We start from the raw sequence: 13,887 nt of genomic DNA, 5'->3' as shown, positions 1-13,887 counted from the left end.
AGTTTGTATAAGATTTGTTAAAATGTTTGTCGTTTCAATTTAATTGTATTTATTTTTTCTACAACTTCCTATTTAATTCTATCAATATCTCTAATATCACAATACCCTTTGCCTCATGCATTAAATGTTCTCCAATTTGTTCCTGCGAAATTCTTCCTAGGCAAATAGAATAATTCCATCTATAAATTACGAAACGGAAATTTACCCATTAATTTTAACTATTAATGTTCTAATATTAGAGTTTTTACAAAAACCATAGTTTTGAATTTTTTCTGAAAGGACAAATGTCCTATTCTAAATAACCTAAGACTTTTACATTTGTATTGATAAATTAATGGTACAAATGAACATACAAACAAAATTTTTAATGTTATTGATTATTTTGGTAACACTAACAAATTGTAGAAATAAACAAAATGAAGTTATGCCTCTAGATATGAACGGAGTTAAGGAAGCGATTAACGTAGCTAAACAAGCAAAAGAAAAAGGAAATTTACCTTATGGGAGTGTTTTAACAGATGCAAATGGTAAGGTTTTACTAAAAGGAGAAAATACAATTAATACTGATAATGATTGTTTGGCACACGCTGAAATAAACTTAATTAGAGAAGCTTGTAAACTTTATGACTACAAGTTCCTTAATTCCTGCGTTATTTACACTAGTGATGAACCATGTGCAATGTGTTCATCTGCAATTTATTGGAGTGGGATTGGCAAGTTAGTTTTTGGATTAAGTAAAAAGACTTTTTATGATAGCTTTGGTAGAGAAAATCCTAATTGGGTATTTGAGCTTGGTTCGAGAGAAGTTTTTAGTAAAGGAGGTCGCAAAGTAAAAGTTGTTGGGCCAATGCTAGAGGATGATGTTTTAAAGATTCATAAAATCAATTAAGGTTCAACTTGATTCTTCAAAGCTCTATTTAGGCTCCTTAGTGTAACTCCTAGATAATCAGCTATATCTTGTTTAGATATAATTCGCATTAATTCTGGAAAAATCTTTTCTAGTCTTTTAATATTAGAGTGTATAGAATTAAATTGGTTATAAGAATGTCTATGAGCCTTATATGCAATTTTATTTGTGAGTGTTTTTAAAATTAAAGTATTAAAATTTTTGTCTTTAGTTAAAAGTTCTTTAAAATAATTTTTATTTATAGCATAGACTTGAACTTCATTAATACTTTCTACAGAACAAATACTTAAAGTATCATGTATAGCTTCTACCTCTCCAAATAGTTGACCTTCTCCAAAAAACTCTTGAATAAATTCATTTCCGTTTTCTGTTGTTAGATAACATTTAGCAATCCCACTCTTTAATACATAAATATTAGATGTGTTATGATTTTGCTTTATAATCTTGCTTTTTGGTTTGACTTGATGTAAAACAATATATTTACTTGACTTTTTTTCTAATGATAAAATATAATTTAAAATGTCTTTGTCTGCTCTAATCATATAAAAGATGTCTTAGGTGTTTTCAAACTAAAAGAAGCAATATTTACTAATTTAAAATTTGGTTTTTTGATTTTAGGTCTGTTGAAGCACATGCTTTTGGTGTGGGAGTTAGCAGCAAAAGTTCAGTTTAGCTGAATGAGCTTCAACGTTTTTGTATATGGTTTGTTTTGTGTTTTAGGCACCTAATTTAGCAATTAATTTTATACAGTGTTGAGAGCAACTATTTTTACTCAATCTATTTCTTCAATCGCTTAACAGCCGAAAATGCTTTATCTACAAACTCATCTTCAACCAAAATAGTAAACTCATTTGTTGTTGAAACGACTTCGTATAAAATAATACCTTCCCAAGCCAACCGTTTAAAAAAGTGATAGTATAAACCTGCAATTTTTGAGTTTTCTTCAGGTAAATTAATGCTTATTGCAGATAAATTGTCTTGAATTGCGATAAAAGTTTCATTTTTAAAACACTCCATTATAAAAGGTTTTAAGCTGCTAGAAATAATAATATTACTCTCATGAATGCCTCTGGTAAAAGTGTAAAACAGTTTAGACTGACCTTTTACCTTTTCAAGGATTTTAGAATGATTTTGTATTAGTGTGTGCGAATTTTTAACAGTAAAATCAGTAAGATTAGAGCGCACAGTTATATCGCCTAAATTATTAATAATTTTTTTCATTTTAAGCGAATGCCCAGGAACCATTGGCGAGCTATAACGCCTTAATGCCATCATAATAGCAGCCGACTTTACAGGCTTTTTTAGCATGTCGCTTATTGGCTGTTGCAGTTCTTCTGCTAAAGCACTGTAATTAATAATACCTCTTGAAAGAGCTTCTTCTAGATAAGGCTGCGTAATTAGCACATCTTCGACACAACTTGCAATTGTTTTCATTTGTTAAATAATTAACATTGTGTGCAAATTTAAACTATTTAATAAAATATTGATATGATTAGTTCTAAAAATGTATTTACTGAAAACTCGAAGTAATTAATTTTTCCAACGAATGGTTTCCATAATATGCTGAATGTCCTTCTTTAAATAATGTGCAGCTGGAAGAATTGAATCGTAATTTGGTTTAGCATAAAAATATAACGATCCTGTTACAAAATGATTAACACTATCGGTTAGATAAAACTGTGATTGTGATGCAGCATTGCCACCAACTTCATAAAACATACCATAAACTTTATTAGTGGTGTCTATATATGGTTGTTCTATAATTTCATCAGCTCTTTGTGAGTGCTTTTGGGTAAGGTTTTGTGCGTCTAACAAATAAGGTGTTACATTGTTTTCTATAATTTCTTTGTAGGTAATATATATAGTGCCTTTTAATGATGGATAAGTAATATCGATACCGTAGGTTTTGTTATCATTTGAAACTTTTATGTTGCTAATATCTTTAGCGAACATATTTTTTTCGAAAGTAAAAGGAAGCTGAGTTTTTACTTGAGCATATTGATGTGTTGGATATTCAAGTCTTAAAAAAGCTTTTGGCTTTGGTATTGGCTCGTTTCCACACGATACGCAACATATAATTATAAAAATTAAAAATACTGTTCTCATTTAATTTATAGTTATTTTTACTTGTTTAAGACGTTTTTTGTCTAACGATTCTATTGTAAAAACGTAGTTCTCAAAATTTATTTTGCTATCAAGTTTTGGAAAGCTTCCGGAAATTTCTAAAACAAAACCAGCTATAGTTTCGGCTTCACCTTTTTTTGCTTCAAAAAGCTCCTCATTTTCAATTTTAATAATACGATAAAAATCTTTTAAAGTGGTTTTGCCATCAAACACAAAGTTATTGTTATCAAGCTTAGAGTAAACTAGATTGTCATCATCAAACTCATCGCTAATATCTCCAACAATTTCTTCAATAACATCTTCTAACGATACTATACCTGATGTGCCACCATATTCATCTACAACAACTGCTAAATGCACCTTTTTTTCTTGAAATTCTTGCATTAAGTCGTCTAGTTTTTTGTTTTCAGGAACAAAAAACGGATCTCGCAATAAAGAAGCCCAATTGAATTGCTTTTTATCTAAATGAGGCAATAAATCTTTTACATATAAAACACCAATAACTGTATCAATATTATCTTCATACACAGGAATACGTGAGTAGCCATTTTTTATAATTTCTGGAATAATATCGCTGTATTTTAAAGTGGTGTCTAAGGCAAAAATATCAATTCGAGGACGCATAACCTGTTTCGTATCTGTATTTCCGAAAGATACAATGCCTTGTAAAATTTTGTGTTCTTCTTTTGTTGTGTCTTCTTCGCTAGTAAGCTCTAATGCTTGCGATAATTGGTCAACACTTATATTAGATTTTTGTTTCCCTAATCTATTGTGCATAGCAATTGTAATGCTTCGCATGGGTAAACTAATAGGAGAAATAATTACATCTAAAAAGCGCAAGGGATATGCCATTAATTTGGCAAATTTTAAACTATTTCTACTGGCATAAATTTTAGGTAAAATTTCACCAAATAGTAAAATTAAAAAAGTGACTAACCCAATTTCGATTAAAAGTTTAAACCATACAGGAGAAATACTTGCAAAATAAAATTCGCTTAAGTAAGCAAACAATATTACAATGGCAATATTTATAAAGTTGTTGGCAACTAAAATTGTGGCTAAAAGCTTTTTAGGTTTTTCTAATAATTTTGAAATTATCTCAAGAGGCTTTGAGTCTTCTGTTTGCTCTTTAAAATCTGATTGAGTTAAAGAAAACAAAGCTACTTCGGCGCCAGAAATTAATGCAGAACAAAATAACAATATAAGCAGCAATATTAACCCAGATATGGTGGATGTTTCTATTGCTAAAAAAGAGATGAATAAACTTATGGGATCAGGATCCAATATTTTAAGATTTTAGTTAATATTAAAATGGTAAATCATCATTATCATCACCAATAGGTTCATTAACTTGATTTTGAGGTTGCGATGCTTTTTGAGAAGTGTTATTTGATGAATTTGCCTCGTCTTTTGTTGTTAAAAACGTAAAATCGGTGCAATAAATTTCAGTAGAATAACGATCGTTTCCTTTGTCGTCTTGCCATTTACGTGTTTTTATGCGACCTTCTATATAAACTTTGTCACCTTTCTTTAAGTATTTTTCACAAATTTCGGCAGCTTTATTACGCACAACAATGTTGTGCCATTCGGTATTTGTTACACGTTCATTAGTTTGTTTGTTAGTGTAAGTTTCGTTTGTTGCTAAAGGAAAGCGACCAACGCAGTTTTTGTCATCAAAATAATGCATTTTTACTTCATCGCCTAAATGCCCAATTAGCATTACTTTGTTTAATGTTCCTGACATAATAATTTGTTTTAAACCACAAAATTAGTGGTTTTTAATTGATTTACTCGATAATCGAGATTTGAATACTCAAAAGCATACTCCTAAATTTTATTTTTTCTTTTTAATGCATTGTGAGCTAGCTTTGAGTAATTTACTTAAAAGTAATAAAAAAGCTTTAAAAATTAAACTGCTCAATAAAATTTCCTATTAAAATAGGTACTGGGTAAGTTTTAATATCTGCTGTATCTATACTATTTTTTGACAAACTCTCGGTTTCAACTATCCAAAACTTTGTGTGTAAGTGTTGGTGAGATAGTTTGTGAATTATTTCCTTTTCATTATATAAACTAACCGAATAGTTTTCAATATTAATTAAAGATGTGTTTTCTAATTGTCTTTTTATGCCATTAATTGCTAGACTTTTTTTAGATTCTATTAAAGGAAACTGATATAAATTTTGCCAAATACCTTTTTTGGTTCTCTTTTCTAAAATAGTTTTTCCATCGTTAGATAGAAATACTAAAAAATTAAAATGCTTTTTACTCACCTTAGTTTTTTTTAGTTTACTAGGTAAGTGGCTAATCTTGTTTAAAGCAAAAGCTTTGCAACCATCTTGTAAGGGGCATTCTTTACAATTAGGATTTGTTGGTTTACACTGCATAGCACCAAACTCCATAATGGCTTGATTATAATCGCCAATATTACTTTTCGGAAGAAGCTGTTGTGCTAATATTTTAAACTCTTTAATGCCTTTAGTAGAATTAATAGGAGTTTCAATATTAAAATATCTACTTAAAACGCGATATACATTACCATCAACTACTGCAGTTGATTCGTTGTAACAAATAGAGGCAATGGCACTAGCAGTATAATCGCCAACGCCTTTTAGTTTAAGTAACTCTTTATAGTTTTTTGGAAATTGACCATTTAATATGCTTGAAATGTATTTTGCCGAATAGTGTAAATTACGAGCTCTTGAGTAATAACCAAGTCCTTGCCACAACTTTAAAACATCTGATTCTTTAGCTTCAGCAAGGTCTTTTACGGTTGGAAATTTGCTTATAAAAGTCTCGTAATATGGCAACCCTTGTTTAATTTGTGTTTGTTGTAAAATGATTTCTGATAACCAAATAAAGTATGGGTTTTTGGTCTCTCTCCAAGGTAAATCACGCTTATGTATTGAGTACCAGTTGGTTAAAATATTGTTAAAAATCATTTTATTAAATTATATAAGCAGCAAAAATAAACGTTTATAGGATTAAAATTTAATGATTTAGGCTTGAAATATTGAATTTAAAATACATATATTTGCATCCCTTATAATTAATAGATAACCCTAAAAAATAATTAATAATGACGAAGGCTGATATAGTAGCTAAAATTTCTGACAAGTTAGGAATTGAAAAAGGAGATGTACAAGCAACAGTAGAAACTTTTATGAGTGAAGTAAAAAACTCTTTAGAGAGTGGAGATAATGTTTACCTTAGAGGTTTTGGAAGTTTCATCGTAAAAACAAGAGCAGAGAAAACAGGTAGAAATATTTCAAAAAATACAACTATTAAAATTCCAGCTCACAATATACCAGCGTTTAAGCCTGCAAAAGTTTTTGTAGAAGGCGTAAAAGCTAAAGTAGAAGTAAAATAAGAAATTAGCTGAACTTGGTTTAGCATTAAAAGAAGTATTAATTTAAAAAGCATTAATTTATGCCAAGTGGTAAAAAACGTAAAAGACACAAGGTAGCGACGCATAAGCGTAAAAAAAGAAGACGCGCTAATCGTCACAAGAAAAAATAATACGAAAAAGTAGTTTAAAAAAGCTACTTTTTCAGTTTTATTAAAAATCGTTCTTTGATATCAAATTCATGTTATTATTATGCTACTACCTAGCATAAGCATGAGTTTTCTGGATTAAAATCCTGTGAATCAAATAATATGTTTAATCCATCTGTACAATTCAGTAGCCAGTAACAGTAATCAGTTATCAGTAAAATGACTGTAAACTGTAAAATGAAACTGTAAACTAGATAGTATGGATAAAAATTAACAAAATGAATAAAGAATTGATCATTAGATCTAGTTCAAACAATGTTGATTTTGCCTTATTAAAAGATGGAAAACTTATTGAATTACAAAAAGATGAAGATGACAGCAATTTTTCGGTTGGTGATGTGTTTATAGCCAAAATCCGAAAATCTGTTCCTGGTTTAAATGCCGCATTTGTTAATGTTGGCTATGAAAAAGATGCATTTTTGCACTATCATGATTTAGGGCCAAAACTTCCTACTCTTTTAAAATTCATTAAACGTGTAAGCACAGGTAAACTTAAAGATTATTCTTTAAAAGATTTCCCATTTGAAAAAGATATTGATAAAGATGGCAGTATTACTGACGCTTTAAAATCAAATCAATCTGTTTTAGTACAAATCGTTAAAGAACCAATTTCTACAAAAGGACCGAGAATTAGCTCGGAAATATCCATTGCTGGTAGATATTTGGTATTAGTCCCTTTTTCTGATCGTATTTCTATTTCTCAAAAAATTGAAAGTAAAGAAGAAAAAGATCGATTAAAGCGATTATTAAAAAGTATTACTCCCAAAGGATTTGGAGTCATAGTACGTACTGTTGCAGAAGGCAAAAAAGTAGCCGAACTAGACAGAGATTTACAGAATTTGTATGACCGTTGGGTCGCAATGTGTAAAAAGCTACACAAAGCAAGTCATCCAAGTAAAGTATTAGGAGAAATGAATAAAGCCTCTTCAATTTTAAGAGACATATTTAATGATTCATTTTCCTCAATAGTAGTTGATGACGAATCGCTTTACATTCAAATTAAAGATTATGTGCAAGAAATTGCACCAAAAAAAGAATCAATAGTTAAGTTGTATCAATCTAAAGTTCCAATTTTTGAAAAATTTGGAATAGAAAGACAAATTAAAACATCCTTTGGTCGAACTGTATCTATGGCAAAAGGTGCCTATTTGGTAATAGAACATACCGAGGCACTTCATGTTATAGATGTTAATAGCGGAAACCGTTCAAACAAAGCAAGAAACCAAGAGGATACAGCATTAGAAGTTAATTTAATTTCGGCATCAGAAGTGGCAAGACAGTTGCGTTTACGTGATATGGGAGGCATTATTGTTGTAGATTTTATAGATATGAATACTGCTGATAATAGGAGGAAACTCTTTAATCATCTTCGTGAAGAAATGAAAGATGATAGAGCAAAACACAAAATATTACCTCCAAGTAAATTTGGATTGATACAAATAACCAGACAGCGTGTACGACCTGAAATGAAAATTAAAACCAGAGAGGAAGATCCAAATGGTATTAATGGCAAGGAGGTTGAAGCACCAATTGTTTTATTGCAAAAAATTAAACACGATCTGGATTTAATTATGAAAAAAGACTATAAAAAGGTGACCTTAAACACACATCCTTTTATAGCAGCCTTTTTAACAAAAGGCTTTCCATCATTACGTTCAAAATGGTATTTTGAACATAAAAAATGGGTGAAAATTTTACCAAGAGATGCTTACACATATCTAGAGTATCATTTTTTAGATAAAAATGGTAACGAAATTACATTATAAAAAAAGCCTTTCCGTATGGAGAGGCTTTTTTGTTTTATAGCTACTTGAAAAATTAAGGTGCTGGATTTGGTATGGTAGCATGAATCGCATTAATTTCATTTAAAAGCTCATCGTTTAATTCTACATGAATACTATCTATATTTTCTTTTAACTGTTCCACACTTGTGGCACCTATAATATTACTACATACAAAAGATCTTTGATTTACAAAAGCTAAAGCCATTTGTGCTAAACTTAAATTGTTAGCTTCTGCCAATTGTAAATATTGTTTTGTAGCTTCAGTAGATTGTTCACTACTATATCTAGCAAATCTAGGGAATAACTTTAATCGCGAATTATCAGCAGCTGTGCCTTTAATGTATTTACCGGATAATACTCCAAAAGCCATTGGTGAATACGCTAAGAGTTTAATATTTTCACGCATGGCTATTTCTGCCATATCGCCTTCAAATATGCGGTTTAATAATGAATAGGCATTTTGTATGGTAATCATTCTCGGTAAATCATTTGTTTTAGATTCTTCTAAATAGCGCATGGTTCCCCAAGCTTTTTCGTTTGATAAGCCAACGTGTCTAATTTTACCTTCCTTAATAACATTATCCAAAACATGAAGCACTTCTTTAAAATTATCTTGCCATTGGTCGTTTGGGTTATGATTATAGTCTCTTACGCCAAAAGTATTGGTTTGGCGTTCTGGCCAATGTAGTTGAAACAAATCAATATAATCTGTTTGTAATCGTTTTAATTCATTGTTTACAGCCTCTTTAATGCCTTTTACAAAGCCAGTAGTTCTAATGTGTGCTGTATAATCGCCTCCTCCAGCAATTTTACTTGCTAAAATTACCTTATCACGATTACTAGTTTTTTGAAACCATGTACCAATTATTTTACTTGTTCTACCTTGTGTTTTGGCAGTTGCTGGTACTGGATATAACTCGGCAGTGTCAATAAAGTTTACACCATTATTAAAGGCGTAATCCAGTTGCGCATGACCTTCTGCTTCGGTATTTTGGTTGCCCCATGTCATGGTGCCAAGACAAATTTTACTAACTTTTATATCAGTATTTGGAAGGTTGGTATATTTCATATTATGGGCTGTTGGATAATTAGATTTTTCAGATTAAGCGTAAATATAAAAAACCTTTCAGTGTTTTAAGAGCTGAAAGGTTTTAATTAATATAACTTTAAGTTGTTATTGAGTTATATTTCACAATTGTAAATAACTAGTAATTATTTATACGTTGTTGGCAGCAGGTTGTATTTAAAAACTTTTTTGATTATTATTCCAATATTCCAATTTTTTTTAACCAAGGTTCAATATATTCTATTAGGTCATACCGTTTTCCTGTTTCTACATTTTTAAAATTATGATCTCCATTAGGAAGTATGATAATTTTATAGTTTTTATTATTAATTTCATTTAAAACTTCAATTGATGCATTAACAGGCATTACATCGTCTTTAGTTCCAAAGAACCATAAAATTTTTGTATTCAGGTTCTTGAGAATAGGCCTAGGATCAAACCCTAATTCCCCATTATATGTTTTAAGCTTTTTATCAGCTTCATCTATAGAAATACCATTCCCAGAACCATCACCAGTCAAATTACTATGAAAAGCTTCTTCACCTGCAGAAACAGCAGCTCCTTCTCCAATAATTATAAAATCAACACTTTCTAATCTAGAAGCAGCAAGAGGCATAATCCAACCTGCCTGACTACCTCCAAAAAAGCCTATTTCTTTATCTTTCAGTTCTGACCTCTTTCTTAACCATTCAAAACAAACCTGTAAGTCAGAAGCAATCATATCAAACCATTCCTTACTTCTATCCACAGTAAAATATTCATAGGTGCCAGAAGATAACCCAGTTCCTCTTTTATCATATGCTAAAACAGCCATATTTAGTTGAGTAGCCAGCTTAGTATAATATGCTACATCTTCGTGAGTAGATGGTGCAGATCCATGCGAAATTACAATACCTCCTTTTATTTTAGTGACATCTTCTGGTAAATAATATGCCGCAAACAATTGAATACTGTCGTTTTTGATATAGAAGGTTGACTTTTTGTAGCCACCAAACTTAGTTTCTTTAATTTCTTGTAACTCCATTTTGCAAACACTGCACAGCCCTGGATTGTCATGTATTTCAACATCACAGCCGAATGGACAAGGTGGACATCTATATTGTTTTAAAGAAAAAGATTTCATATTACTAAAAGGACATTGCTCTATACTTTGCAAGTTTTCGGTCCATGTAACACTAGTAATTTTCCAATCTCCTTTCACTTTTAGTAGAGACCAATACTCTTTCCCCCAATTAAGAATTTTCCCGTTTTCATTAAAGGAGTATAGAAACTCAACTGTAGCAAATTTTTCAGTGTTAGAAATACTTACATCATAAAATTTTTCTTCAAATTTTTGATTTTTTCCTTTCAAAAATCTAAAGAAAGAGATTGGATCGCTACTAAAGAATCTAAAATTAGGGTTGCTATTATTTCTTTCTGTCTCTGTTTTTCCCTCTCTTACCATGGCCCAAGTAATTGAATCATGTAAAAAGAGTTTTGACCATTCTTTTTCACTTTCTAAGTTTAGAATGCCTAGTCTAAAATCTTCAATAACCTCATTAATTTCTTCAGATTGAGCATTTGTTAAGGAAATAAAGAATAGAAAAATGACTAGTATAGGATATTTCATTACTGTAATTAATTTAAATTTCGTGATCATGTTAGTTTAATTTCTGTTTTTTCCTTTCAAAAGAATCATGCAAATATAAAATGACTAAGAGTCATAAAATAGAATGAATTTAACGTGAAGCTAAAATACTTTTAAACTTATTTGGAGTCATATTGTAGGTAGATTTAAAGCATCTAATAAAATGACTTTGGTCAGAAAACCCACATTGATAAGCAATATTTGTGAGAGATTCAGATTTAATTAATAGTGTAACCGAATGTTCAATTTTAACTTTCCTAATATAGTTTCCTAAGGTAGTATCAAAATATTTTGGAAAATCTCTGGATATGTGTGCTGGGTGAATATTGGTTTGTTTTGAAAGATATTGAAGAGTTATTTTTTCTGCAAATTGATCATGAATAATTTCTTTTACTTTATTTACCCATAACGGTTCTATGGAGAATTTTGCTATATTAACTTCTTTCAAGACACTAAAAATATTGAGAAGTAAACTTTCTGTTGCAATTTGAAAAGTATTATCCTTAAGTTTAGTTTCTATGTATATTTGATGATATAAAGCTTTTAAAAAAGGATTGTCTATTTGATTGCTTCCTTCCATTATATTATCTTCTATGTCATATTTTTTTAACCATTCCTTTTCTAATTCAATGTAAAAATTTCTTGAGTACGCTGAATGATTTGTATTGCAATGGACATCTTGCCAATTATGGAATAATAAAGTGCCTGATTGGACGGGGTAAGATTGTTTTTTGTTTTTTTCAAGGCAATATCCTTCTAAAGAATAGGAGAAATATGGATTTTCATGATAATGCCAATCAACAACTGAATTTCTAAATTTAGTCTCAGTGATAATTAAATTATTGAAATCAAAGACTTGTTTCTCGTTGCAAAAATATTCACCTCGTTTTAAGTGTTCCATTGAAAAATATGATTTTTGGCACTTCGATGTTCGATGTGTTTTATTTTCTATTGCCTATTTTACTATCAACAATTAATTATCATTAAGTAACCTAGAAAGTTCATCTAACTTTGGGGTTAAAATTACTTCTATACGTCTATTTTTCGCTTTACCTTCAGCAGTGTCGTTTGTTGCTATTGGTGCATATTCACCACGTCCTGCAGCAGTTAAGTTTTCAGGGTTAATGTTAGCATTTTCCCTTAAAATATTAACGATAGCTGTTGCTCTTTTAGTCGATAAATCCCAGTTGCCACTTAACTGCGAATTGCCTTTGTATGGTACATTATCGGTATGTCCTTCAATTAAAATGGCTATTTCAGGATTGTCTGCCAATACAGCACCAAGTTGCTGTACTGCTCTTCTTCCTTCCGATCCAACAGCCCAACTTCCTGAGCTAAATAATAATTTGTTTTCCATAGAGACATAAACCTTTCCGTCGCGTTGCTCAACTGTTAAACCTTTACCTTCAAAATCGGTTAATGCTCTTGAGATGGCATTTTTTAAATCGGTCATGGCTTTGTCTTTAGCAGCAATCACTGCTTCTAACTCTGCAACGCGATTTGAACGGTCTTCCAGTTGTTTTTTAAGTGCTTCAAGGCGTGTGTTCTCTGCAGCCAAGGCTTGTTCTTTTGCTTCAAGTTCGGCTAATAACTCACGGTTCTTTTTTACATTATCAGCAATAGCGGCCGAACTATTTTTCTCTAACGCATCATAAGATGCAGTTAAATTATCGTAATTAGCTTTTAAGGCATTATAATCACTTTGCAATTTATCACGTTTAGCGACGGTTTCGTCATAATTTTTTTGCAAGTCTTTTAAGCTATTTTCCAACTTTGTTTTAGCATTTAGGAGTGCTTCATTATCGTCTGATAATTGCCTGTGTTCTTTTTTTAAGTTAGTGTATTTGTCTTCTAGTTCTTTATAAACTTTTGGAGATACACAAGACACTAAAAGCGCTAGTGTGAATACTATTAATGATATTTTTTTAATCATAACTGTGGTTGTTTTTGTTATTAGGTTATTTATATAGATTTGATTATTTTTTTATTTCTACTAGAATTGGACAATGATCACTATGCACTGCTTCAGTGAGTATAACGGCTCTTTTAATATTTTCTTGTAATGGTTCAGTAACCATAGCATAATCTAAACGCCAACCCTTATTATTTGCTCTGGCATTAGCACGATAGCTCCACCAACTATATTGTTGTACATCTTTATTTAAGTGTCTAAACGAGTCAATAAATCCACTATCTATAAAGTTGCCAAGCCATTCACGTTCTTCTGGCAAAAATCCAGAAACACCTTTCATTTTAGGATTGTGAATGTCAATTTCTTCATGGCAAATGTTATAATCGCCACAAACAATTAAATTAGGTTTGTTTTGTTTTAAAGAAGTTAAATACTCTTTAATTTCGTCCATGTAATTAAACTTAAAATCTAGTCTCTGTTGATTTGTTCCAGACGGTAAGTACATACTCATTACCGAGACATCACCAAAATCGGCACGTATATTTCTACCTTCAAAATCCATAGTCGGAATGCCTGTGCCATACTCTACATGGTCAGGTTCCGTTTTACTTAAAATAGCAACACCACTATACCCTTTTTTTTGAGCACTAAACCAATAATGATAGTTATAACCAGCGTCTTCAAAAAGCGATAGTTCTAATTGTTCTTTATGCGCTTTGGTTTCCTGTAAACATATTACATCAGGATTAGCACTTTGTAACCAGTTAATAAAGCCTTTGTTAATTGCGGCGCGAATGCCATTGACGTTATAAGAAATGATTTTCATATTGTTTTTTCAATAATTCCGAAGCTTCGGAAGGGATATTTTTAATTTTTAGTTAATTTAAAAAGCCAATCTAGTGCATGATCAGC

14 protein-coding genes are annotated in these 13,887 nt (G+C 30.8%); 3 read left to right on the top strand and 11 right to left on the bottom strand.

The annotated features are described in order from the left end of the window. The first annotated feature begins 367 nt into the window (after nucleotides 1-367). Complete coding sequence (locus tag E5167_RS02025; RefSeq protein WP_169301358.1) at nucleotides 368-889, top strand: nucleoside deaminase; 522 nt, start codon at nucleotides 368-370, stop codon at nucleotides 887-889. On the opposite strand, the gene E5167_RS02020 is transcribed toward E5167_RS02025, so the two are convergent. The 6 genes from E5167_RS02020 to mutY form a co-directional block, all read right to left on the bottom strand. After that, complete coding sequence (locus tag E5167_RS02020; protein ID WP_136840514.1) at nucleotides 886-1,449, bottom strand: Crp/Fnr family transcriptional regulator; 564 nt, start codon at nucleotides 1,447-1,449, stop codon at nucleotides 886-888. The genes E5167_RS02025 and E5167_RS02020 overlap by 4 nt on opposite strands. A 235-nt stretch (nucleotides 1,450-1,684) precedes the next feature. Continuing rightward, nucleotides 1,685-2,341 (bottom strand): hypothetical protein, encoded by a 657-nt coding sequence (locus E5167_RS02015; RefSeq protein WP_136840512.1) that lies wholly within the window; start codon nucleotides 2,339-2,341, stop codon nucleotides 1,685-1,687. 96 nt (nucleotides 2,342-2,437) lie between these two features. After that, nucleotides 2,438-3,013, bottom strand: a complete 576-nt coding sequence (gldD, locus tag E5167_RS02010; protein ID WP_136840510.1) for a gliding motility lipoprotein GldD — start codon at nucleotides 3,011-3,013, stop codon at nucleotides 2,438-2,440. Continuing rightward, the gene (locus E5167_RS02005; RefSeq protein WP_136840508.1) at nucleotides 3,014-4,315 is read right to left on the bottom strand and encodes a gliding motility-associated protein GldE; all 1,302 of its coding nucleotides are present in this window, start codon (nucleotides 4,313-4,315) and stop codon (nucleotides 3,014-3,016) included. A 22-nt stretch (nucleotides 4,316-4,337) separates the two neighbouring features. Then, nucleotides 4,338-4,775, bottom strand: a complete 438-nt coding sequence (locus tag E5167_RS02000; protein WP_136840505.1) for a single-stranded DNA-binding protein — start codon at nucleotides 4,773-4,775, stop codon at nucleotides 4,338-4,340. Between the two features lie 157 nt (nucleotides 4,776-4,932). Next, nucleotides 4,933-5,973 (bottom strand): A/G-specific adenine glycosylase, encoded by a 1,041-nt coding sequence (mutY, locus tag E5167_RS01995; RefSeq protein WP_136840503.1) that lies wholly within the window; start codon nucleotides 5,971-5,973, stop codon nucleotides 4,933-4,935. A 137-nt stretch (nucleotides 5,974-6,110) separates the two neighbouring features. Here mutY and E5167_RS01990 point away from each other — a divergent pair, with 137 nt between their 5' ends. Together E5167_RS01990 and E5167_RS01985 are read left to right on the top strand one after the other, a co-directional pair. Further along, the gene (locus tag E5167_RS01990; RefSeq protein ID WP_136840501.1) at nucleotides 6,111-6,401 is read left to right on the top strand and encodes an HU family DNA-binding protein; all 291 of its coding nucleotides are present in this window, start codon (nucleotides 6,111-6,113) and stop codon (nucleotides 6,399-6,401) included. 403 nt (nucleotides 6,402-6,804) lie between these two features. Further along, nucleotides 6,805-8,352 carry an Rne/Rng family ribonuclease gene (locus E5167_RS01985; RefSeq protein WP_136840499.1) on the top strand — a complete coding sequence of 516 codons (1,548 nt, stop codon included), beginning with the start codon at nucleotides 6,805-6,807 and terminating at the stop codon, nucleotides 8,350-8,352. Nucleotides 8,353-8,404: 52 nt separating this feature from the next. Here E5167_RS01985 and E5167_RS01980 read toward each other — a convergent pair whose 3' ends face one another. The 5 genes from E5167_RS01980 to E5167_RS01960 form a co-directional block, all read right to left on the bottom strand. Next, nucleotides 8,405-9,439, bottom strand: a complete 1,035-nt coding sequence (locus E5167_RS01980; RefSeq protein WP_136840497.1) for an aldo/keto reductase — start codon at nucleotides 9,437-9,439, stop codon at nucleotides 8,405-8,407. A gap of 193 nt (nucleotides 9,440-9,632) precedes the next feature. Then, nucleotides 9,633-11,045 carry an alpha/beta hydrolase family protein gene (locus E5167_RS01975; protein ID WP_169301357.1) on the bottom strand — a complete coding sequence of 471 codons (1,413 nt, stop codon included), beginning with the start codon at nucleotides 11,043-11,045 and terminating at the stop codon, nucleotides 9,633-9,635. A 109-nt stretch (nucleotides 11,046-11,154) separates the two neighbouring features. Further along, entirely contained in the window at nucleotides 11,155-11,964 is an 810-nt protein-coding gene (locus E5167_RS01970) for a helix-turn-helix domain-containing protein (RefSeq protein ID WP_136840493.1), read from the bottom strand. Nucleotides 11,965-12,036: 72 nt separating this feature from the next. Beyond that, on the bottom strand, nucleotides 12,037-12,996 hold the full coding sequence (locus E5167_RS01965) for an OmpA family protein (protein ID WP_136840491.1): 960 nt from the start codon (nucleotides 12,994-12,996) through the stop codon (nucleotides 12,037-12,039). 43 nt (nucleotides 12,997-13,039) lie between these two features. Then, nucleotides 13,040-13,801, bottom strand: coding sequence for an exodeoxyribonuclease III (locus E5167_RS01960; RefSeq protein WP_136840489.1), 762 nt, complete (start codon nucleotides 13,799-13,801; stop codon nucleotides 13,040-13,042). Nucleotides 13,802-13,887: the final 86 nt, after the last annotated feature.

This window comes from Pontimicrobium aquaticum (assembly GCF_005047595.1).
GTDB lineage: Bacteria > Bacteroidota > Bacteroidia > Flavobacteriales > Flavobacteriaceae > Pontimicrobium > Pontimicrobium aquaticum.
The sequence above is the reverse complement of the archived record's forward strand: the minus strand, read 5'-3'. Positions and strand labels throughout refer to the sequence as shown.

Excerpts from the sequence above, each read along its gene's own strand:
- E5167_RS02025 (WP_169301358.1), top strand. The coding sequence starts at position 368 with ATGTTATTGATTATTTTGGTAACACTAACAAATTGTAGAAATAAACAA.
- E5167_RS02020 (WP_136840514.1), bottom strand. The coding sequence starts at position 1,449 with ATGATTAGAGCAGACAAAGACATTTTAAATTATATTTTATCATTAGAA.
- E5167_RS02015 (WP_136840512.1), bottom strand. The coding sequence starts at position 2,341 with ATGAAAACAATTGCAAGTTGTGTCGAAGATGTGCTAATTACGCAGCCT.
- gldD (WP_136840510.1), bottom strand. The coding sequence starts at position 3,013 with ATGAGAACAGTATTTTTAATTTTTATAATTATATGTTGCGTATCGTGT.
- E5167_RS02000 (WP_136840505.1), bottom strand. The coding sequence starts at position 4,775 with ATGTCAGGAACATTAAACAAAGTAATGCTAATTGGGCATTTAGGCGAT.
- mutY (WP_136840503.1), bottom strand. The coding sequence starts at position 5,973 with ATGATTTTTAACAATATTTTAACCAACTGGTACTCAATACATAAGCGT.
- E5167_RS01990 (WP_136840501.1), top strand. The coding sequence starts at position 6,111 with ATGACGAAGGCTGATATAGTAGCTAAAATTTCTGACAAGTTAGGAATT.
- E5167_RS01985 (WP_136840499.1), top strand. The coding sequence starts at position 6,805 with ATGAATAAAGAATTGATCATTAGATCTAGTTCAAACAATGTTGATTTT.
- E5167_RS01980 (WP_136840497.1), bottom strand. The coding sequence starts at position 9,439 with ATGAAATATACCAACCTTCCAAATACTGATATAAAAGTTAGTAAAATT.
- E5167_RS01975 (WP_169301357.1), bottom strand. The coding sequence starts at position 11,045 with ATGAAATATCCTATACTAGTCATTTTTCTATTCTTTATTTCCTTAACA.
- E5167_RS01970 (WP_136840493.1), bottom strand. The coding sequence starts at position 11,964 with ATGGAACACTTAAAACGAGGTGAATATTTTTGCAACGAGAAACAAGTC.
- E5167_RS01965 (WP_136840491.1), bottom strand. The coding sequence starts at position 12,996 with ATGATTAAAAAAATATCATTAATAGTATTCACACTAGCGCTTTTAGTG.
- E5167_RS01960 (WP_136840489.1), bottom strand. The coding sequence starts at position 13,801 with ATGAAAATCATTTCTTATAACGTCAATGGCATTCGCGCCGCAATTAAC.